A 20,251-nucleotide genomic window follows, 5' to 3' on the forward strand; every position below is an offset into this window, starting at 1 on the left:
CTGGCGGGTGGGGCCGACTCGACCTGAGATACTCATCGAAACCTAGCGACGGGCGCTGATCGAGGTCGACCCGGGCACGACGTGCACGAAAAGGAACCCATGAGTCAGGACCGCTTGAAGAGGCGCCCTCATCGGCTCGTCCAGGACCTGATCTATCAGCTCTTTCACTTACGTTCGGAGCGGCCGCTCAGCAAGGAGGACGCATCGAGCAGGATCACGGCCTTCGTCTACGGAGACATCCTGATTCTGGCCGCGCTCATCGCCCTGTACCCGGAGGACCTACTCACCAGCAAAGCCCTGATCTACATCATCGGAACCGGTACATCGACGTTCATCGCACACGTGCTGGCCGAACATGTCGGCGTCCGGGTGACTGCACCCGACCAGGCCACGACACCTCACCTTCGAAAAGAGGCATGGCACGCTGTGCCCATCGCGTCCGCAGCGGTTGGGCCCGCGCTTTTCATGACGGCTGCTTTGGTGGGGTGGGTTGATCCGGGACTAGCGCTGCAGCTGGCGATCATCATCACCGTCGTTCGGCTGGCAAGCCTCGGCTGGGTGGTCGGACATCTTCGAGGCGAACGGGCTGCCCCGCAGACATTCATCCTGGGCATCGTCCTGGCCGCACTGTGCCTCGCAGCGGCGTTACTCAAAGCCGTGATCACCGCCTAGAACATCCCCGCCGTCGACGTCTCGGCCCCGCACCGGTCAACCGGAGGCGCGCAACGACAGGCACCACGGCCTGAACTTCCAGCACTGGACGGTCCCCCCGGGCAAGCTCGCCCTCACGCTCCTCCAGTTGATCGGCGCTGGAGGCGGCCCTCTCCCTGTCGGCCTGGCAGCGGAACGTCTCGCGCTACACATCCTTAACTGGCTCTTCGTAAACGAGAGTGTGGGTGGGGTGTAGCCGGGGTGATCGGTGTGGGCGCGTCGAAGGCGGGATAGAGGTCGAGGCCTTCCGATGATGGAAGTTCCTACGCTGCCCATCCGAAAGACCTCGACGTGCTCAACGCTACCTTTCATGCCCCTGATCTGACGACGTTCTGCCGGCTCGACGAACTCGGCTTGGAAGCCGTCGGCCAGCAGCTGTGCCCGGGTCGGGCGGTGATCGAATGCCGTGTCGTTCAGGCAAATCCGTGGTGCCGAGGCTGCGGCTCTGCGGGTGTGCTCCGTGACACGGTGACGCGCCGGTTGGCGCATGAGCCGTTCGGTCACCGGCCGACTACGTTGCTGGTGCGGATACGCCGTTACCGGTGCACCGAGTGCGGTCGCACCTGGCGACAGGACACGGACGCAGCAGCTGAGCCCCGGGCGAAGATCTCGCGTCGCGGACTCAGGTGGGCGCTCGAGGCGGTCGTGGTCGATCACCTCACCGTGTCCCGGGTCGCTGCCGGTCTGGGAGTGTCCTGGCATACCGCCAACAGCGCCGTCCTTGCGGAGGGCAAGCGGCGGCTGATCGATAACCCGCAGCGGTTCGACGGGGTGACCGCGATCGGCGTCGACGAACACGTCTGGCGGCACACCCGACGTGGCGACAAGTTCGTCACGGTGATCATTGATCTGACTCCGATCCGCGAGAAGACGGGCCCGGCACGGCTGCTGGACATGGTCGAAGGCCGCTCCAAACAGGTCTTCAAGACCTGGCTCGCAGACCGCCCGCAGGCATGGCGGGACGGGGTGGAAGTGGTGGCGATGGATGGGTTCACCGGCTTCAAGACCGCGACCACGGAGGAGCTCCCGGACGCGGTGCCGGTCATGGATCCGTTTCATGTTGTTCGGCTTGCCGGCGACGGGTTGGACCGGTGCCGGCAACGTGTTCAGCAGGCGACGCTCGGGCATCGGGGTCGTGCCGGTGACCCGCTCTACCGGGCCCGACGGACCCTGCATACCGGCGCGGATTTGCTCACCGACAAACAGAACGCACGCTTGGAGGCCGTCTTCGCGTCCGAGGAACACCTCGAGGTCGAAGCTACTTGGGGCATCTATCAGCGGATCGTCGCCGCATACAGGGAACCGAATAAGACACAAGGGAAACAGATGATGCAGGCAGTGATCAACTCCGTCACCAGCGGCGTTCCCGCAGCCCTGGTCGAGATCCGCCGAATCGGCCGGACCCTGAAACAACGCGCCGCCGACGTACTCGCGTTCTTCGACCGACCCGGCACCAGCAACGGCCCCACGGAGGCCATCAATGGGCGGCTCGAACACCTCCGCGGCTCAGCCCTCGGATTCCGGAACATCACCAACTACATCGCTCGATCACTCCTGGAATCAGGCGGCTTCAGACCCTACCTACACTCCCAATTACGATGAGCCACTTTAATAGGGTAGATCCGCTTATTTCCGGGGATTTTGGGGCTTTTGAGTGTGTGCGGTGTTGGTCCCCTCCCCCATTGTTTTTGCCTGCTGGCGAAGCATCGCGGAGCTGTTCTCCTCTGGGCTGGTCAACCCGTAGGGCGGTCTGTGTGCCGGGGAATCTGGGAGGAAATAAGCGACGTCGGAGCGCCGATCAGATTGGTTGGTTCCGGCCCGCTCAGCGCAGCTGAGTTGGGCGGTGCAGCGGGGACGCATAATCCGCAGGAATCTCAATGATGTTGTCAACGGATTCCTGCGGGTCGGTTAGGGCCCCGGTCACAATGAGGTGATCCACCAATGGGGCTTTGGAATCACGGGTGGGGATCCCCCCCCTCTGGATCAAGCGATCTCCTGTAGGGTTTCCGACCTGACACGTAGGGCGGCGGCGCAGAAGGAGGGGCAAACGTCAGGGGTTGCAGTAGTCACAAATACTTGGGGGTGCGGACGTTGTATCGGCTATGTCGCGGGTGTCGTGGTAAGGGCATTTGAGGCATCCAAACGTCTCAGCACGCGTCTCGCTGGTCGGCGTACCGCATGCACTGCACTGGAGCCCCGGTACCCGGCCGACTCGCCAGAACCCTGGAGTGCCGCAGGCTGGGCACAAGGAGCGAAGCTTATGGGCAAGGTCTTCGGCCGCGAGGCCGATTACTTCCATGCGTGTTGGGTTTGCGCTGGCACGCATGTCGGTCTCGATTAAGACCAAGCCGTTTGAAGATCGAGTCAACGCTCTCGAAAAGGCGCGCTCCAGGTCCTGCCAGCTCGCGATTCCCTTGCAGATGTACGTTCCGTCCTTGCCGTCAGGGCGAACGACCAGATGGTGTCCAGGAAACTGCACTTCACGGGCGAACGCCTGGGCTGCCGCCCACTCGCCGGTGAGCAGGTGATTGAAGTTTGTTTTCCCTTCGCCTATTCCCACCACCTCGAGATTGCGCTCGTTGTCCATCCAAACGATTAGTTCGATGTTCCACGGGAACATGCCGATGTAGGGATCCGGCCCAAAGGAACCCTCGCTGGCGATACCCAGCAACAGGCCCGATAATTCCATGCCCACCGATGCCTTCTTACGGGCAGTTTCCGATTGTGTTCCTGCGCGGGAAATGTCACGTGTGAAAGTACCGAGCAAGTCCGTGTCGTAACCCGTGACATGTTCAACCCGGCACCCAAGTGCATGCTCCAGCGCGGGTCCTAGCACCCGCTCCTTCCCATGTTGGGTCAGCAGAGCGACGCGTTCACCGGCATAGATTGCATGCGGGATTGGATCATCAGATTCGGCCTTGGTCACAACTCACCTTTCATGGAGCAGCAGAGGCTGAAGTGGCCGGCACCTCATCCCAGGTGCCGAGGCCGGGACAGTCCCCAAACCTTCGAAGACATCCTAATATACGAATTACGTTTCATGAATTGCAATGCGTATGTATGCGGCGATTTGTGAAATGCTGGCAGCACGAGCTTGCATCTGCGGCCAGTGAGTCCAGGGGACCCGGCAGGGTTCATTACTGCTCTTGTTCACTCCGTCGGGAAATAATCAGAGAGTCCTAATGTGGTAGACCCCATCATCCTTTTCTTCATTCTTGGGGCGCTGGCCGGGCTGCTCCGGTCGGAGCTGCGCCTTCCGGCGGCAATCTATGAGTTCGTCACCATCGTGCTGCTGCTGGCCATTGGCCTTAAGGGCGGTGTGGAACTCGCCAAGCAGCCCTTTGGCGAACTGCTACCCCAGATCCTGGCCGTAGTGGCGATGGGATTCTTCCTTTCCCTTCTGGCCTTCCCGGTGCTGCGCTACCTCGGACGCTTCAAACGTGCCGACGCAGCCTCCATTGCCGCCCACTATGGCTCCGTCAGTGTAGGTACCTTCGCCGTAGCCATCGCCTACCTGGGCACTCGACAGGTCGTCTTCGAAGAGCACATGCCGCTGCTTCTGGTGATGCTGGAAGTACCAGCCATCATCGTGGGCATAGTTTTGGCGCGGGGAGTCTCCAAGGAGACCAGGTGGAAAACGGTCGCTCACGAGGTCTTCCTCGGAAAAGGCATTGTCCTGCTCCTGGGTGGCCTGTTCATCGGCTGGATCGCCGGACCCGACGGCCTGTCCTCCATCGAACCCCTGTTTGTGGACATGTTCAAAGGGATCCTTGCCTTATTCCTGCTGGAAATGGGGCTGCTGACAGCAACGCAGCTCGGAGGCCTGCGCAAATACGGCGTGTTCCTAGCGGCTTTTGCCATCATCATGCCGCTGTTCTCAGCCGTCATAGGTGCAGGGCTGGGCTGGGCATTAGGACTGTCGGTGGGCGGAACAGCTATTCTGGCAACACTGGCGGCAAGTGCCTCCTACATCGCGGCGCCGGCGGCCATGCGCATTTCCGTACCGGAAGCCAACCCCACGTTGTCGCTGGCGGCATCCCTAGGGATCACCTTCCCGTTCAACGTGGTGGTGGGGATCCCGCTCTACCACGCCCTGTCCATCTGGATCCATACCTTCGCGAGGGGATAAAGCCATGGAAAGTCACCGACGCAAGCTCCTGACCATCGTCACCGAGGCCGTCCTCGAATCAACCCTCGTCCGCGACATCGAGCAACACCACGCCCACGGATACACCATCACCGACGCGCGCGGGAAAGGCAGCCGGGGCGTCCGCGGAGCAGGCTGGGAAGCGAACAGCAATATCCGTATCGAGGTGGTCTGCGACGCCGTGATAGCGGAAGGCCTTGCTGCACACCTTCGCGAGCACTACTACGAGGACTACGCCATGATCCTGTTTCTGAGCGACGTCGAGGTCCTGCGGCCGGCCAAGTTCTAGGCCTTCGTGCCCTCCGCGGGCTGCCCCTTTTCAGGCACGAGCACAGCAAGGAGTTCGTCAAGCTGATGGCCGGCATCAACAGGGTGCCGGAACGGGCGGCCGAACACCACAGAATAGATGTTCCGCCTGCCTGCCCGTGTCCTGGTGATGTAGCCGGCCTCGACAAGGTCAGCAGCAATCTTCTGGGCGGCACGCTCCGTGACCCCCACCGTGGCAGCCAGGTCACGTAGCCGTATCTGCGGATCACGGGCAATGGTCAACAGTACGTGGGCGTGGTTAGTCAGGAACGTCCACCCGATGCCGCTGCCTGACACTTCGCTTTCCTTTGCTTCAAAATCTTCAGTCGCCACCCCTTGGACAATAGCGGATCTGGGCACGACGAAAGCGCCGCCGGTCCCAATCCACAGCAAGCACCCACAACGCTTATGATCGCCAGGCGCAGGAATCGTCTCGTTACCAAGCCGCCGGTCGTAGACGGCTAGATCAGGCTGTAAGTGGTGGTGCCAGCGATACCAAGGTGTAAGTAGTGCCGTCGCGGAGCATGGCCCAGAGGACATTGGGCCGCCGTCGGGCGAGCGAGAGCATGGCCTGGATGTGAGATTTCCCTTCCACCCGTTTTCGGTCGTAATAGGCACGTGAGGCCGGGCAGGATTTAAGCGCCGAGAGCCCGGAGAGGAAGAAGACGCGGAGCAGCCGGCGATCGTATCGTCTTGGCCGATGGTGGTTGCCGCTGATCCTTCCGGAGTCCCTCGGCGCCGGCGCCAATCCCAACAACACCGGCGAACCGGTCCGCAGACTGAAAAACCGTCATATCTCCGCCGGTGGCACCAAGGAATTCGGCGGCAAGGACAGGGCCAAAGCCGGGCATGCTCAACAGCACCTCGGTATGCCGGTGTTCAGTAACCTTCTCGCTGATCAGCGCATCCAGTTCTTCCAGTTCCTCGTTCAAACTTGCCACTTCGCGGGCGAGGGCTGCGACAATCACCTGCCCGATGCGTTGGGCAGGAACGACGGTCTGCTGGGACTTCGCGGCTTCTACCGCAGCCGCAGCAACCGCTGCCGAGGAACGAGCACCGTGTTTCTTCAACCACGCCTGGATTCGCGCCTGGCCGGCACGGCGGATCCCATCCGGAGTCCGGTACTTGGTCAGCAACATCAGCACGGCTTTGGATCGGCTGTAATCGAAGGTCCGCTCCAGCGCGGGGAAATACTCCAGGAGCTGAGCTTTGAGTCGATTAATCGACCTCACCCGATCCGCCGACTTGTCAGCCCGCCGGGCCGTTAGGAGTCGCAACCCGACGCTGATCTCGTCACCGGCGCGCAAAGGCTGCAGGTCAGTCCGCATCCGGGCCTGGTCGGCGATCACAGCGGCATCCTTGGCATCTGTCTTGCCGTCACCCCTATAAATCTTCGAGGCGTGGTGCACCGTCCGCCCAGGAATATAGAGAAGGTTCTGACCATGACCGACAAGCAACGCGATGAGCAGCGCCGGTCCGCCATGATTCAAGTCCATCGCCCACACCAAAGGACCACCGTCCGATAAGTCCAGGACCGTGCCCAAAAGTTGGATGAGCGCCGCTTCGTCGTTGGGAACCTTCTGCGAGAGCAGCCTGTTTCCCTCGCCATCGATCACAACGCAGTGGTGATGGGCTTTGCCGGCGTCGATGCCGGCCCATAATTGCACCAAGAACAGCCTCCAGTCTGTTGGATGAGAAGAGCCCAGCAGATAACCGCGCCGTCGTGTCCTTATCCGGCGATCATGTCGCGTCTCTCAATCAGCGGTCGGGTCATCGCGGGGTGGCGGGCGGCCAATCCTACGGAGCCGTCACGTGCAAGCGTGCGGTCCACAGCAGCCAAGCCATACCCGCCTCCCCTGGGTGGCCACGACCCTACAATGACCGCGGAACTGAGCCCGGTAACAACATAAGAACAGCAGCAAAAAAGTCTTTACACGGCCAGACGCGTTGCGTATGACGGACACACGATTGCGGGCTTGAGGTCCCACACACAAGCCGGTAAGTGACCAAGACTGATGGAATGAAAAACTATTTGACTCCAGAAAATGGCCGTCAGCTCGTCAAAGTCGAGGGCCGGAACGATATCGGCGAGATCGTAAACGGTGGGCATAACTTCGGATCCGTGCGCGCAATCTATTGCGTCGGTATTCACTTCCCGGAGGACGGTTTCTGCGGCTACTACGACAAAAATCGCGTCACTTCTGTAGAGAAATAAGGGCTCGGACGGCTACGACCAGTGGCCCTGAATGACGGAGATTCCCCGGCCACCCACGGAGCAAAAAGAGGGTTGGCTGTCCGAACGGTAGTGAGGTCCGTTTCTGCGGTGCGAGCTAGCGAGCACCGCTGATTTGTTCGCCTGGGCCGGCTCCGTTCGGGCCGGGCAGCACCCCGCCGGTTTCCGGCGGGGGTGCTACTCCCCCGGTTTAGGCTTCGTCGGCGTAGTCCGCTTCTTCGGCGGTGAGTTCTTCCTCTTCGGCCTGTACTTGCGCGAACGTCTCCCCCGGCTGCTGCACTCCACTGTTTTCTGCCTTCACGGATTCCTGTGTTTCTGTGTTTCCGTGGTTGGTGATGATGGTTTCAACCTCACTGAGGGTGTAGCCCCATGTGCTGAGCTGGGTCAGGTAGTGCTTGGCAGTGCTGGTGGGGTTGCGCCATGACTGGCGGGTGAGGCTCTTCTCAAATCCTGCGAGGATGACGGCGAGGGTGTTGGTTTCGTGGCGTCCGGTGGGCTTGGCGGTGATCTTCGCCAGCTCGCCGTAACCGTCTTTACCTCCGAGTAGTTCGGCGGCGAATCCGGTGTGCTTGGAGAGGCCATCCGCAACGGTGTAGGAGTGATTCCCCATTGACTGGGCAATAAACCGCAGAGCGTTCTTCGGGGCTGTTTTGCCTTTGAGCAGGGTTTTGAGGAAGTCCACGCGGACCGTTTCGGCGGCGTCCCATGCTTTATTGTTTTCGATCACGCGGCGGCGTTCTGCTTTTTCGTCCTCGGTCATGGGCCCTGTCCGGGTGGCGCCGGGTTTGGTGAATCCTGCTGCTTTCCAGTCGGTATTGACCAACGTGATGCTTACTTCCCCGTTGTAGCTGATTCCGATGTGCGCGGCGTCTGCGTCGTCGTCGGTGAGTGGTTCACCTTCGATGGTGCGCAGGTCGCGGATATTCGCCATGGGGCCTTTGTAGTCGTAGTAGTTCAGATCCTCGTCAACGATCTTCAGTCCTTGGGCGGTGACGGTGGCCGCTGCATCGGCCATGAGCGCGGCGCGGGTGCGGTCGTCGCGGAGCCGTTGGGCGGTGTGGTCAAAGCTCTGCGGGTTGTGCGCGGCGGTGGTTTCGAGTTTGGTGATTGCTTCTGCGTCGCCGCTGAATTCCTCGATCACTGCGGTCATGTCCAGTGTCATGCCTTGGGCGAGTGCTGCGCTGGCGGTGTCATTGGCGCGGACTTTCAGTGCCGCGTCCACGGTGGTCTTTTTTGCGCCAGTCTTTTTCGCGATCTGGGTGGCTGAGACTCCGAGTAGGGAAAGCTGGTGGAACGCTTCGGCGCGGTCGTTGTCGGTGAGTCCTTGGCGCTGGTCGTTTTCCACGACCTGCTTAGCTAACCTGTCGGCCTCTGTGAGGCTTTCGACTACGTAGACGGGCATCAGGTCGAGCTTCGCTTCTACGGCGGCGAGGGTGCGCCTCTGTCCGTACAGGACGTGCACTCCCCCGCTGTCGGTGCGGTGGGCGACGACTGGCTGGATTACTCCGTGTTCTTTGATGGAAGCCAGGAATGCTTTGTCGAGCTGCACGTCGGCGCGGACGTTGGCGTCGATGGTCAAGGTGGTGGGGTCGATCATTTCGAGAACAGACATAGCGGTGTGCTCCTAGTTCGCAGGGTGGGTGGGGAACCTGTGGTGACCAGCAGTGTGGGTTCCTCTCCCCCGTTGGTTTTGCCTGCTGGCGGAGCTTGCGTAGCTGTGCCTGACGGAGCAGTGCTCAACGCCGTAGGGGCAAGGGTGGATCAATTCTGGGAGGAAATAAGCGACGTAGGAGCGCCGGACAGGATTGGTATGCGCGTAGCCGGCGGAGCCGGTTGACGCTGTGGAGCAGGTACGTATGATCCGAAGGACAGCAGCAAAAAGACGGTTGTTTAGGTCTTTACAGTCCGAAAGTAGAGAGGTCCCTTTGGGTTTGCTGTCAGCGTTCAGATGTTGAACCCGATGGCGATGACGCTCGGAGTGGTAAACCTGTTGTGCACATATGAACTGTGGGGCGCAGGATCGAGGTTGGAGCGGGCTACCACGCTCAGGGGGTTGTATGTAGCTGCAGGACTGCGGACACCAAGGCACTCCGCGATGGAGCCCGATGGTAAGTAACCTGGTCTTCCAACCAGGCGATCTGCCGATCATCGAGGCGAAGTTGAATCTGTATCCCTGCAGTCCCTCTAGGTCGTCGAATCCGGCGTGGCATTACCGAAGCGGTGGATTCTGTTTCCGGCCTAAACATTCGGCTGATTTCATCTGGTGTGACGGCGTTGAAAGCGTCAACCAGGAGATCGCTGTAGGTGATCTGTTCGGTCTTGGCGGCGTTCTTGACTCGTTCCAAGACATCTGGCGGCAGATAGACACCGACGTTGCGAGGTGCCCCTGCGACAGTCTGGGACGCTGGCGTTGAACTGTTCCTCGGTTGCACCTCTGGGCTTTTGACGGCTGGTGGCTTCGACTCAGACAGGGCCCCGACTTCGGCTTCACTTGCGGAGCCCATTGATGAGGTGCCGGAATTTTCGGCAGAACGTACTCTCGGTTTCAAGAGTCCTTGCAGGCTAGTTCCGCGCTTTATTGATGTTTCTTGGGGCTTGAAGGCTGCGGCCAGGTTTGGGCGGTCGGCGCTCATGCTGCTTGTCCACTTTCGATCTCATTGAGTCGGGAGAGGATCTCTCCAGTAAGGGCTTCGTATTCTTCAGCTAGCCCGCCGGCGTTGCGTGAAAAGAACCCCTCGCTGGGCTTCTGGCCCGCACGTAGGGCTTTCAACCGGTCTTTCTGAGCTTGTGTAACGGCACCTTCCAGTTCATGGAACAGTAAGCCCTTCTTGCGGGCGTCAGCACTCGCGCTCTCTAAGTTTCGGATACGAGTAGTGAATACCGGTGCCACGGTGCCGAGCATTTCTTCCAAGGTGCTGCGGACGCTGCGTTCCAGGCGTAGAGATCGCGGCCCAACCGCGAAGAGTACGATTCCCGCCAGCTCGAGAGCCGGGTTGCGATCGCGGACTGCTAGGAACCGGCGGGCTACGCGTTCGACGCCGTCAATGCTGGCGTCATCAGACTTGGTGGGTATAACGACTGCTGCAGCAATAGCAAAAGCACCTTCGACGAGAATTCGCTCGCCGGGCGGTGTGTCGATAATGATCAGGTCATAGTTGTCGGACAACGGTCGAATCGCCCGGTAGAGCATGTCTCCGAAGTCCCCTGCATCAGCGCGGTTAGCTCGAGAGAACATGAGTCCCTGGATGTCTTCAAGTGCTTGCCCACCGGGTATGACGTCTAGGTTCTCACGAACGTTTGCCAAAATTGGTGCTGCGGTGCCAGTGACAAGTGCGTTGAAAAGTCCTTGTCCGTCGTTGTGTTCGTAGCCGAGGTCTCGTGCCAAATCGCCTTGGGGATCAAGATCGATCATGAGAACTTTTGCGCCCGCGATTGCTGCGTATCCGCCGATGTTCGCAGCCGTGGTGGTCTTGCCCACACCGCCCTTGCCATTGGCGAAAGCTATGGTTCGCTCAATTGAAGTCGAGGCGGCAGCTGGTGCTGCCTCTGGGGTATGGATCGAACGTGCCACAGCTGTCACTTCTTCTCTGGATTGGCGAACTCTTCAAGCATCATTGCTCAAACTACTACCGAACCAGCGGTTGCAACGGTAGGTAACGGGGCGTGTCCCTTCATTACATTAACCGTCTTACTTCTAGTACACGTTACTACTCCTTTTCCTATATGACTTATGGCATGCGTTATGGCATTACGAACACCGTGAACATAAACCTCATGCGTTATTGATGCAGGCATGAGTCGAAGGACGATACGTATCCTCAGAGAGATGGCTTTTTATGCTGACCTATCAACTATTTGCTTCGTCGTCCGGCCAAGAAAAAGATCGGTCAGTGTGTACCCGTTGTCATCAGGCGCTTCTCTATCCCAAAAGGGATACGGCTCGTCAGGTTCCAACAGCTCGAGAGTCTTACCGGCCTGGCGATTGTCGAGCCAATTCCGCCATTGCAGTCGTTCGACACGATAGCGAGCCAGTTGGACAAACAGCTCTTCAAGAACCCCTAGATACTCGGCAATTGCCTTAAGGCTTGTGGCCCCAATCAATGACCAGTGACCATCAATTTTCTGAACGAGATTCCATGCTGCAAGGGTTTCTAAGGCTGAGGCGGTAGCTGCGGGGGAGAGGCCACTGGCTTGGATGATCTGTGACGTGCTTAACGGGACATCGCTGAGCTCTATGGTTTCGTAGGTGAAAGCTGCAGTTACTCCGAGACCTCGAAATGCTGGACGTAACGCATGGGTGTGCCCTTTGCGCCACTTTCGATTCTCTTGCGCTCTTGTGCTGTGGTCTGGAGTCTGAAGTTCATAAAGGTCACCTCGTGTGCCTCGGCCTTCTGCGGCAAGCCTGATGGGGGCATCCTTTGAGTTCGTCAGCCTCCGTAGTAGGCGAGCAACTGTCGTGTGATGGACACCTACTGCAAGAGCTAAAGAACGTACGCCGAATTCAATGAAGCGACTCCCTGCCTTTGCGGCTGCTTCTCCCAGTGCTCGAAGTAGCAAGCGCAAAGTTAGTCCTTCGCGAGTTCCCCTTAACTTCAGCTCGTATGTTTCCCTGGCGAGGTTCCAGTCTTTCAAGAATCGGTATTCGTCAGCAGAGCCAGGTTGCGCCAGGGGAGCAGGACCCCCCTGTGTATTAGGCAGGCTTGTGTAGCTTTTATGGTCGGACTTTTGGTGTGCAGGAAGTCTTCCGTGTTTTTTGCGGCATTCTGCGACGTAGCTAACGGCTTTCATCCAGTCGCGCCGGAGGGCGGCCGACCTCTGTTGGGATGTGTATCTGCTGTAGAAGCTCGTCATGCCAGCCCAGGTGTTGTTGTGCATGAGGCGCTGGACATCTGTGAGTTCCCAGCCGGCTGCCACAGCAGAGGCCAGCACCGCTTGTCTAGCTTCGCTGGGGGAGTCGTATGTTCCGGTGTTGTAGAGGCCGGTGCGGGCGAGTCTGTTTTTTCCCGATGGGAGATTCCGAGGGCCGTTCGAAAGAGGGAGATATTCTGTGTCTTCGATAAGTGCCTGTGGGGCGTTGCGTTGTTGTGTGACGACCGCGAGCTCTTCTTTGAGGGATCCTCTGAGTGCTTCCCAGATTGTCGGTGCGTTCCGGATGATTGCAGCGGCGTAAGCGTCGCTAAGCGACATGGTTAGCACTTGGTAACCGCCCCGTTTATGGGGGCTGCCAGGTGTACGGATGCATCCAACATCAGCGCTGCGGTGTGGGCCAGGGTCAATGCTGGTATGCCGCAGGGACATCGCTTCGACGAAATGGCGGGCCTCAGTGAATCCCACTCGTTTCGTAAGCGGAATGTAGACGTGCCGGCCCCCCGTGGGGGAGCAGTCTTCGATCCAGAGGGCTCCATGGCGGGTCAGCCAGCGTTGGACTGCGGTGACGTCGGTATTTACTTTTGACGTGTCCCCGTTGCTGACGTCGAAGTCGAGAGCGATGGTGGCGACTGTGCCGTCAGTCCCGCAGAGCCTGACGGCTGCGGGCACAGTTGGAAGCGTGTTTTGTAGACGTCGTTCGCCTGCTGTGGGGTAACTTTTGCCGCCGTCTTTGGACAGACGGACGCGGGGCTGACCGGCAATGAGCGTCGCGAGTGCCCGCCATGCGGTCTGAGCTGCTTCCTTGGCGATCGTGGGATTCCGCGACACGCCTCGGACAGGATTTGGGCATGAAGAAGGTGCGCTAAGGGGTGTGTGTATGATTGGATCAACTCCATAGCCGTGAGGGCATAGAAATAGCCCTTATGGTGGACGTTCAGAACCGAGGATCTTGGCGGATAGACGGAACTGAATGAAGACTTCGGGAGGCCCGTTTAGCGACGGGCCTTCTTTGTTTAACTGGCTCGGCTGATTGGCAAAGCCTCCTGACCGTACAGTGTGTCTACGTCGACGTTAATTAGGTGTTTGTGGACTAGGTCAGCGAGGTAGTCGCTGACACTTAGGCCTTCCGCCGCGGCTACGGCTCTTAGTTTTTCGGCCTCGTTTACTGGCATGCGGGTTCCGACGAGATGGCGTGCACCCTTGCTGCGGCGCCCGCCTCCACGATTTCCTGAGATAGCCATGGGTCCATTCAATGTGTAACTGTTTCCATTAAGTGGGAGGTAGCTCACTCGGGCGTGTCGCTTCATCACAGTCCTTCGGCTACGGCGGCTGCTGCTGCCAGCCAGGCACGCTGCGTGGCTGGTTTCAGGGCGGTGTGTCGGATGCGTCCGGCTTTGAGTGCCTGGTCATAAGGGACCGTGACCACGCGGCGGACCAGCGGCGCGAATCCGTCAGCGATCCTACGGGCTTCGTCGCCGTCCTCGGGCTTCCATTGGGAAATGATGACTACAGCGTTCTCGGCCAGCTGGGCTGAGTGCTCATCCCTTGCTGCGAGGGTTTGCAGGGTGAGCTTCGCGGCTTCGGCGCGGTCCTCCATCGTCGTGGTGGGGATGACGAGCTGATTGGTGTGGCCGATCATGGCCCGCCAGTTCGCGGCGCGGGCGGTGTTGCCGGAATCCATGATGGTCATCCGGTAGTACTTCGCGGCCACGGTATGAACAGCATCCACTTCGTCAGCGGAGATCTCGTGATCTCCTTCGTCGTTCTCATCCGAGCGCAGCACGTCGTACTTGGGGTCCGGGGAAGAATCGCCCGGAAATTCACGCTAAGGGCGCTCCGGCTCGGGCGGTGAAATTATATGGATCTAAGCGGCGGGCTCGCCAGCGCGTTTGATGGCACGGTAGACGGTGGACCGGGCTACGCCGAAAAGTTCGGCAATTTCAACAGTCGTGTGCGTTCCCGCCCGGTGAACGGAAACCAGGTGTGCTTCCTGGGCTTTGGAGAGTTTGGGTTGTTTTCCGCGTAGCCGGCCCTTTGCCTTGGCGACGGCCATCCCCTCACGAGTGCGGGCCCGAATCAGGTCTGCCTCGAATTCGGCAACCATGGCCAGGACATTGAAGAGGAGTTTGCCCACGGGATCGGTGGGGTCATGGACGGAGCCGCCGCTAAGCGAACAGAAGGGAAGGAGCTTTTAGGACGTTCTCAGTCGAGCCCCTTGATCAGTGTGCCGTCCCCATGGGCCACCCTGAAGGACGGGGGCATCCCGCTGGTTCCTGGCGCACCGATGGCAGCAGACGCCGTCATGGCCTGCCACTCGCGCCGTTCGGGGCGTGTAGGTGTTGGGGCACGGCCAGCGGTGAGCGTGCCCTGTCCGCGCCGACCCCGAACTCCTGGTCCTGGCGCCCGGCTCGCAACGAATGCAACCGGTCAATGGGTCGGGAAAAGCTGATGCCGGAGCTCCTGTTGCTTGCAAACGCCCGACTAATGCGACTCTTCAGTCGGCCACAGCCACGTCGGTACGTGGTCCCCGATTTCCACCCCGTGCCACAGGCAGCCGGGGTCGACGACGGTCGGGCCGACCCGCGCACTGGTGAGGTCGAGAATGCAGGTGCAGATCGTCGAACGAACAGGATTCATCCGCCGAAGCTATCAAAGTTGCAAGATCGACTTAGAGCGTTACGAACTGTAATCGACCATCGAGCGGGGGTTCGGCGAGGGCCCGGAGAGGATCCAAGTCATTCTTTGATTCTCCAGGCCTGGGGCGCTCGGCTCACGATCTGGTCGATCCCCTCCAAGTGGTGTTTGCGCTCGGGCACGATCACCGGTGTGAGCGGCCCGTCACGGTTCCGCGACGCCTGGATCTCCACCAAACCGATCTCGGTCAACACGGTCTCGAGCTAAGCCACACGTCGGACGTGTTCACACTTCAGCAGCAGTGGCGGCTCTCATCGTGATCGCCGAGGGCCACGTCTTGCTGAAATCGACGAGTACCAGGTCGGCGACCGTTCCCTCTGTGAGGGTGCCGCGGTCGTCGAGACCGACGCACGCGGCCGGTCCCGAGGTGACGAGACGCACGGCTTCTGGGAGTGTCGCGATTCTCTGGCTCACCAGCCGCACCACACTCGGCAGCAGCGACGTTGGAATGTAGTCGCTCGCGAGCCCATCCACCAGGCCAGCAGATACAAGCTCAGCCGCAGAAACATTTCCCGTGTGGGACCTACCCCGAACGACGTTCGGCGCTCCAGCGATGACGAGCATTCCCTGGTCTCGGGCGGCGCGCGCCGCTTCTAACGTCGTCGGGAACTCTGCCACCGAACATCCGAGCGCGGCCGCCGCTTCGACGTCGTCCCGCGTCGCCAAGTCATGACCGAAGAGCCGGATCAGGCCCTTCCGGGCAAGGCTTTCCAGCCATGCAAGCACGCGATCCCGCACGCCCTGTCGTTTCTCGCGGCTGCTGCGCCACCATTCGACGTGGTCGGCGGCGTCATCCTGCGACATTCCCTCGTTCAGCACGAGCCAGCGCTGCATCGTCATCGGATCTGCGAATTGCCCCTGTCCGGGCGTGTGGTCTTCATATGACACGACCGGCACACCTGCGCCCCGGCCCTCAGGCGCCGGGCTTCCGGAGCGGTCAGCAGGACGGGATAAGAGCTCGGCTCGCGGCTCAAGTTCCTTCTCGAGCAGTTCGCGGCCGTATTCGCAGCGTACGTCGAGCCGATGCAGGACCTGGTGGTCGACTTGCCTGTCGTCCGTGCAAGCGAGGGCTTCCGAAAGCTCGGACGCGGCAGGAGAGTCAATGGCGGTCCCTACAATCGATCGCTCCTGGAACGCCAGCCCGTGGAGGACCGTGGTGGTCCCCGCAGCTCGAAGGCGCGCACCAGCCGATGCAATGGCAAGACTCGGATCGAGGACGACTCCCGGCCGGGGCCTCATCTCGCGCGACAACATGTCGCTGTGGACGTCGATGAGGCCCGGCAGCAGGTATGCCCCGCGCACATCGAGGTCACAGGAGGCCCCGGGAGGATGCGGCCCGACGTGCGCAATCCGGCCACCACGCACGACTAGCCTGGCGTCCTCGATGACCACGTCCGGCAGCACGGCGGAGGCATGGCCGATCACCAGATCGCTCACTGCGCCGTCCGGGGTAAAGGGTGTCATGGCTGATCAGCCTGACATTTGCTTCTTGCCTGGATGTGTACGCCGCCTTAACTGCTGTGGGTTAACGGGCTGTTTCATCGGGGTTCACAAACCGTTGTCTCCCACAGCGCCCGGACTTCACAAGTCCTCTATACGTTTTCACTCGTACAGCGCACTCGTATAGAGGACTTTCATGATAGAGCTCGTCGATGTCAGCAAGACTTACGAAGGCGGCGTTCAAGCATTGGCCCGAACCGATCTGTCGATCGAGCGCGGAAAAGTCACCGTGCTGCTCGGCCCGTCGGGTGCCGGCAAGTCGACCTTGCTGCGATGCATGAACCTGCTCGTCAAACCCACCACCGGCTCCGTGCGGGTTGACGGGACGGCGTCACTCGACTCCCGCCGCGAATTGCGTCGACACCGCCGCCGCACGGGGATGGTATTCCAACACCACCAGCTGATCCCACGCTTCTCGGCCTTGCGCAACGTGCTCCTCGGCCGGGTCGGTTATCACAGCTTCTGGCAGAGCATCCTGCCCTCCAGTCGCGGCGACCAGCGCATCGCGCTCGAAGCGCTCGAACGCGTCGGACTGCTGGACAAGGCCCTGACCCGGGTAGACAACCTGAGCGGTGGCATGCAGCAGCGAGTAGGCATCGCTCGAGCGCTCGCGCAGCAACCGGACCTGATCCTTGCCGATGAGCCGGTCGCCAGCCTCGATCCCAACTCTGCGCGTCGCGTGATGGAGCTGCTGCGCCGAGTCTGTCAGGAGAGCGGCATCACCCTGGTTGCCAGCCTCCACCAGGTCGACCTCGCGCTCGAGCACGCCGACCGCATCGTCGGCCTGGCACACGGGGAAATCGTCTACGACGGCCCTGCAGCCGGGGTCACCGATGAGGATTTGCTGGTGATTTACGGCGGCGTGCCCGCCGACGAGCAGGCCGATGCCCTTCCACTGTCGGCACAGACCGTTTCGCTGCCGACTTCTGCTGACTAGCAAACGCTCAGGACTCAATAACCTCGACCGCCACCCCCGAGATCGACCACCTTCCGAACTGCTGAAACAGGAGTGAATTCCCATGCCTAGACCCACCCGCTTGGCGACTGCCGCGATCGCTGTAACGACTGCCTTCACCTTCGTCCTCTCCGGTTGTGGTGCCAGTTCAGAGGCAACCACCGCCCCGGAAACCCTCCGCGTTGCGCTGCTTCCCGACGAGAACGCGTCGGAGGTGATCAAGAACAATGAGCCCCTCAAGGAGCACCTCGAAAAGGAACTCGGGCTTGACGTCGAGCTCGTGGTGACGACCGATTACTCCTCGATGATCGAGGCGATGGCCCGCGGCCGCATCGACCTCGGCTACTTCGGCCCTCTGTCCTACGTCCTCGCCCAGGAGAAGGCCGACATCGAGCCCTTCGCCGCCCTGCAGGAAGTCGAGGGTGAGGACCCGACATACCAGGCAGTGTTCATCGCCAACGCGGATTCCGGCATCGAGGACCTCGCGGATGTCGCCGGCAAGACCGTTGCGTGGGGAGACCAGGCCAGCACGTCCAGTCACCTCATTCCCAAGGCCATGCTCGCCGAAGAGGCGGACCTCCGAGTAGACCAGGGTGACTACGAGGAACAGCACGTCGGCTCCCATGATGCTGTGGCCTTGGCAGTGCAGAACGCCAATGCGGACGCGGGGGGCATGAGCTTGCCCATCTATGAGCGCATGGTCGAGGAGGGGCTCATCGACTCCGAGACTGTCGTGAAAGTCCAGGAATCGGATCCCTATGCCAACTACCCCTGGACGATGCAGTCCAATCTGCCCGAGGACCTGAAGGAGAAGCTGCGGGCGGCGTTCCTGGAACTCGACGATCCCGAGGTGCTCGAACCATTCGGAGCCGCCGGCTTCGCAGAGGTTGCCGATTCGGACTACGATCAGGTTCGCGACCTCGCTCCGCTGCTCGACATCGATCTCGAGGATTACCAGTGAGCAGCCCCGCGGTCAGCGTGCCGCGCGAGGATCGCAGAGAGCAGGAATACCAGCGAATCACCGACCAGGCACAATCCGGCTGGAGGCGCTCGTTCTCCATCACGGGCTTGATCCTCGTCGCGGTGATCCTGAGTGCCTGGGCCGTGGGTCTGCTCGACGCCAACCGCATGGTCACAGGCCTCGCCGACATTGCCGACCTGCTCAGCGAGATGTGGGTGCCGGACTTCACCCATCTGAACAGCTGGTGGGGGCCCCTGCTCGACTCGATGACAATGAGCATCGCGGCCACAGCACTGGCTGTGCTGCTCTCCGTCCCTCTCGCATTGCTCGGAGCACGCAACACCTCACCGCACCCGGCGATCTACTGGGTCGCGCGGCTCATCCTGAACGTGCTGCGATCAGTGCCCGAACTGATCATGGCGATCGTATTCGTCGCCGCCGTCGGCTTCGGCGCGCTGCCCGGGGCTTTGGCATTGGGGATCCATTCTGCCGGCATGGTGGGAAAGTTCTTCGCCGAAGCGATTGAGCACGCTGCCGAAGCCCCTGTCGAGGCCGCCAGGGCGACAGGAGCCGGCCCGGCCCAAGTGATTCTCCACGGCATCCTGCCCCAGGTGCTGCCGCAGATGGCCGACGTCACCGTCTACAGGTGGGAGTTCAATTTCCGAGCGTCGGTCGTCGTCGGGGTCGTCGGCGCCGGCGGCATCGGCTTCGAACTCATCGCCGCCCTGCGAACCCTCCAGTACGACGAGGTCGCCGCAATCCTGCTCGTCATCCTGGCCACCGTGACCGTAGTCGACGCTCTCGGCGGAGCGTTGCGAAAGAGGTTCCAATGAAACAACACAGTCGACGTCCGAAGGTCGTACTGACGCACCGCGTGCATGCGCCGATCCTCGAATTGCTCAGCGAAAGCTGCGAAGTTGTCGCCAACCAGAGCGACAGCAGTCTCCCGGCCTCCGAGGTGCGGCGCCGCGCAGCAGAGGCCGAAGGATTGATGGTGTTCATGCCCGACCGGGTCGATGCAGAGCTCCTCGACTCATGCCCCAACCTGAAGGTGGTCGCGGGAGCCCTCAAAGGGAACGACAACATCGACGTCGAGGCTTGCACAGAGCGAGGCATCTGGCTGACCAGGGTCGAGGACCTCCTGACCGAGCCCACCGCAGAACTGGCGGTCGGACTGCTCATCGGGCTCGCGCGGAACATCACCGCCGGGGACCGCCGGGTGCGCTCGAATTTCGCCGGGTGGCGGCCGACGCTCTACGGGAGGACCCTCGTAGGATCGACGATCGGCATCGTAGGGGCAGGCAACCTCGGCCGGGCTGTTGCACGGATGTTGCGGGGATTCGCACCCGAGTTGCTCTACTTCGACCCTGAACCGCTATCGGCGGCCGATGAAGCACTACTCGACATCCGGCGTGCGGACCTGTCCGACCTGCTGGAGCGCAGCGACGCCGTTGTGGTCTGCGCCCCACTGTCGGCGGAGACAGTCCACTTGCTCGACCGGAATCGGCTCGAGTCAATACGACCGGGGGCGCTACTCGTCAACGTCGGCCGCGGCTCCGTCGTCGACGAATCCGCGGTGATCGAGCTCCTACGCGCCGGACAGCTCGGTGGCTTCGCGGCTGACGTTTTCGAGTTCGAGGACCTGTCCCGACCGGACCGGCCCGCTGCCATCTCCGCCGAGCTGTTGGCGATGCAGGACCGCACGCTGTTCACGCCACACCTGGGATCTGCCGTGGCCGCGACTCGTCTCAAAATTGAGGAGCACGCCGCCACTGCCATACTGCAGGCCCTTGCAGGGCATGAACCACACGGAGCCGTCAACCGCCCGTGTGGCGTGGGATCTGCTGGAACGCCTACTGCCCTATGATCGGTCCT

17 protein-coding genes and 2 pseudogenes are annotated in these 20,251 nt (G+C 61.0%); 9 read left to right on the plus strand and 10 right to left on the minus strand.

Going from position 1 to position 20,251, the window contains the following annotated elements:
- The first annotated feature begins 99 nt into the window (after positions 1-99).
- Together B384_RS0100180 and B384_RS0100185 are read left to right on the plus strand one after the other, a co-directional pair.
- Positions 100-672 carry a hypothetical protein gene (locus B384_RS0100180; protein ID WP_019481126.1) on the plus strand — a complete coding sequence of 191 codons (573 nt, stop codon included), beginning with the start codon at positions 100-102 and terminating at the stop codon, positions 670-672.
- A gap of 330 nt (positions 673-1,002) precedes the next feature.
- On the plus strand, positions 1,003-2,313 hold the full coding sequence (locus tag B384_RS0100185) for an ISL3 family transposase (protein WP_019481127.1): 1,311 nt from the start codon (positions 1,003-1,005) through the stop codon (positions 2,311-2,313).
- Positions 2,314-2,761: 448 nt separating this feature from the next.
- Here the strand turns inward: B384_RS0100185 and B384_RS0100195 are convergent, their stop codons facing one another.
- Complete coding sequence (locus B384_RS0100195; RefSeq protein ID WP_019481129.1) at positions 2,762-3,637, minus strand: DUF6671 family protein; 876 nt, start codon at positions 3,635-3,637, stop codon at positions 2,762-2,764.
- 258 nt (positions 3,638-3,895) lie between these two features.
- On the opposite strand from B384_RS0100195, the gene B384_RS0100200 reads away from it, so the two are divergent.
- Together B384_RS0100200 and B384_RS0100205 are read left to right on the plus strand one after the other, a co-directional pair.
- Positions 3,896-4,840: a sodium-dependent bicarbonate transport family permease gene (locus B384_RS0100200; RefSeq protein ID WP_019481130.1), complete on the plus strand. Its 945-nt coding sequence runs from the start codon at positions 3,896-3,898 to the stop codon at positions 4,838-4,840.
- A gap of 4 nt (positions 4,841-4,844) precedes the next feature.
- Positions 4,845-5,147: a P-II family nitrogen regulator gene (locus B384_RS0100205; RefSeq protein ID WP_019481131.1), complete on the plus strand. Its 303-nt coding sequence runs from the start codon at positions 4,845-4,847 to the stop codon at positions 5,145-5,147.
- On the opposite strand, the gene B384_RS0100210 is transcribed toward B384_RS0100205, so the two are convergent.
- A complete protein-coding gene (locus B384_RS0100210; protein ID WP_024475961.1) occupies positions 5,144-5,497 on the minus strand; it encodes a helix-turn-helix transcriptional regulator in 354 nt (117 codons plus the stop codon). The two genes, B384_RS0100205 and B384_RS0100210, sit on opposite strands and share 4 nt — an antisense overlap.
- 133 nt (positions 5,498-5,630) lie before the next feature.
- Positions 5,631-6,834: pseudogene (locus tag B384_RS17180) on the minus strand (IS110 family transposase).
- 350 nt (positions 6,835-7,184) lie between these two features.
- On the opposite strand from B384_RS17180, the gene B384_RS0100220 reads away from it, so the two are divergent.
- Positions 7,185-7,379, plus strand: coding sequence for a hypothetical protein (locus tag B384_RS0100220; RefSeq protein ID WP_019481133.1), 195 nt, complete (start codon positions 7,185-7,187; stop codon positions 7,377-7,379).
- 208 nt (positions 7,380-7,587) lie between these two features.
- Here B384_RS0100220 and B384_RS0100225 read toward each other — a convergent pair whose 3' ends face one another.
- From B384_RS0100225 to B384_RS0100265, 7 genes and pseudogenes are all read right to left on the minus strand, one after another.
- Positions 7,588-9,009: a ParB/RepB/Spo0J family partition protein gene (locus B384_RS0100225; RefSeq protein WP_019481134.1), complete on the minus strand. Its 1,422-nt coding sequence runs from the start codon at positions 9,007-9,009 to the stop codon at positions 7,588-7,590.
- A gap of 1,017 nt (positions 9,010-10,026) precedes the next feature.
- Positions 10,027-10,968, minus strand: a complete 942-nt coding sequence (locus tag B384_RS0100230; protein ID WP_019481135.1) for a ParA family protein — start codon at positions 10,966-10,968, stop codon at positions 10,027-10,029.
- A gap of 263 nt (positions 10,969-11,231) precedes the next feature.
- Positions 11,232-12,584: a MarR family transcriptional regulator gene (locus B384_RS20395; RefSeq protein WP_133185547.1), complete on the minus strand. Its 1,353-nt coding sequence runs from the start codon at positions 12,582-12,584 to the stop codon at positions 11,232-11,234.
- A gap of 988 nt (positions 12,585-13,572) precedes the next feature.
- Positions 13,573-14,049, minus strand: a complete 477-nt coding sequence (locus B384_RS0100250) for a hypothetical protein (protein WP_019481139.1) — start codon at positions 14,047-14,049, stop codon at positions 13,573-13,575.
- 81 nt (positions 14,050-14,130) lie between these two features.
- Positions 14,131-14,430 (minus strand): annotated as a pseudogene (locus B384_RS17190) (recombinase family protein); the annotation flags it as partial.
- 317 nt (positions 14,431-14,747) lie between these two features.
- Positions 14,748-14,903: a hypothetical protein gene (locus B384_RS20400; protein ID WP_156808908.1), complete on the minus strand. Its 156-nt coding sequence runs from the start codon at positions 14,901-14,903 to the stop codon at positions 14,748-14,750.
- 282 nt (positions 14,904-15,185) lie between these two features.
- A complete protein-coding gene (locus B384_RS0100265) occupies positions 15,186-16,424 on the minus strand; it encodes an alpha-D-ribose 1-methylphosphonate 5-triphosphate diphosphatase (protein ID WP_019481141.1) in 1,239 nt (412 codons plus the stop codon).
- A gap of 172 nt (positions 16,425-16,596) precedes the next feature.
- Between B384_RS0100265 and phnC the strand changes: the two genes are divergently transcribed.
- The 4 genes from phnC to B384_RS0100285 all read left to right on the plus strand — a co-directional run bounded on the left by phnC (position 16,597) and on the right by B384_RS0100285 (position 20,243).
- Positions 16,597-17,397, plus strand: coding sequence for a phosphonate ABC transporter ATP-binding protein (gene phnC / locus B384_RS0100270; protein ID WP_019481142.1), 801 nt, complete (start codon positions 16,597-16,599; stop codon positions 17,395-17,397).
- A gap of 82 nt (positions 17,398-17,479) precedes the next feature.
- On the plus strand, positions 17,480-18,376 hold the full coding sequence (gene phnD, locus B384_RS0100275) for a phosphate/phosphite/phosphonate ABC transporter substrate-binding protein (protein WP_050994815.1): 897 nt from the start codon (positions 17,480-17,482) through the stop codon (positions 18,374-18,376).
- Entirely contained in the window at positions 18,373-19,209 is an 837-nt protein-coding gene (gene phnE / locus B384_RS0100280) for a phosphonate ABC transporter, permease protein PhnE (RefSeq protein WP_019481144.1), read from the plus strand. The genes phnD and phnE overlap by 4 nt, the downstream gene beginning before the upstream one ends.
- Complete coding sequence (locus B384_RS0100285; RefSeq protein WP_019481145.1) at positions 19,206-20,243, plus strand: phosphonate dehydrogenase; 1,038 nt, start codon at positions 19,206-19,208, stop codon at positions 20,241-20,243. The genes phnE and B384_RS0100285 overlap by 4 nt, the downstream gene beginning before the upstream one ends.
- Positions 20,244-20,251: the final 8 nt, after the last annotated feature.

Origin of the sequence: Arthrobacter sp. TB 23 (assembly GCF_000294595.1) — a bacterium.
Taxonomy (GTDB): domain Bacteria; phylum Actinomycetota; class Actinomycetes; order Actinomycetales; family Micrococcaceae; genus Arthrobacter_D.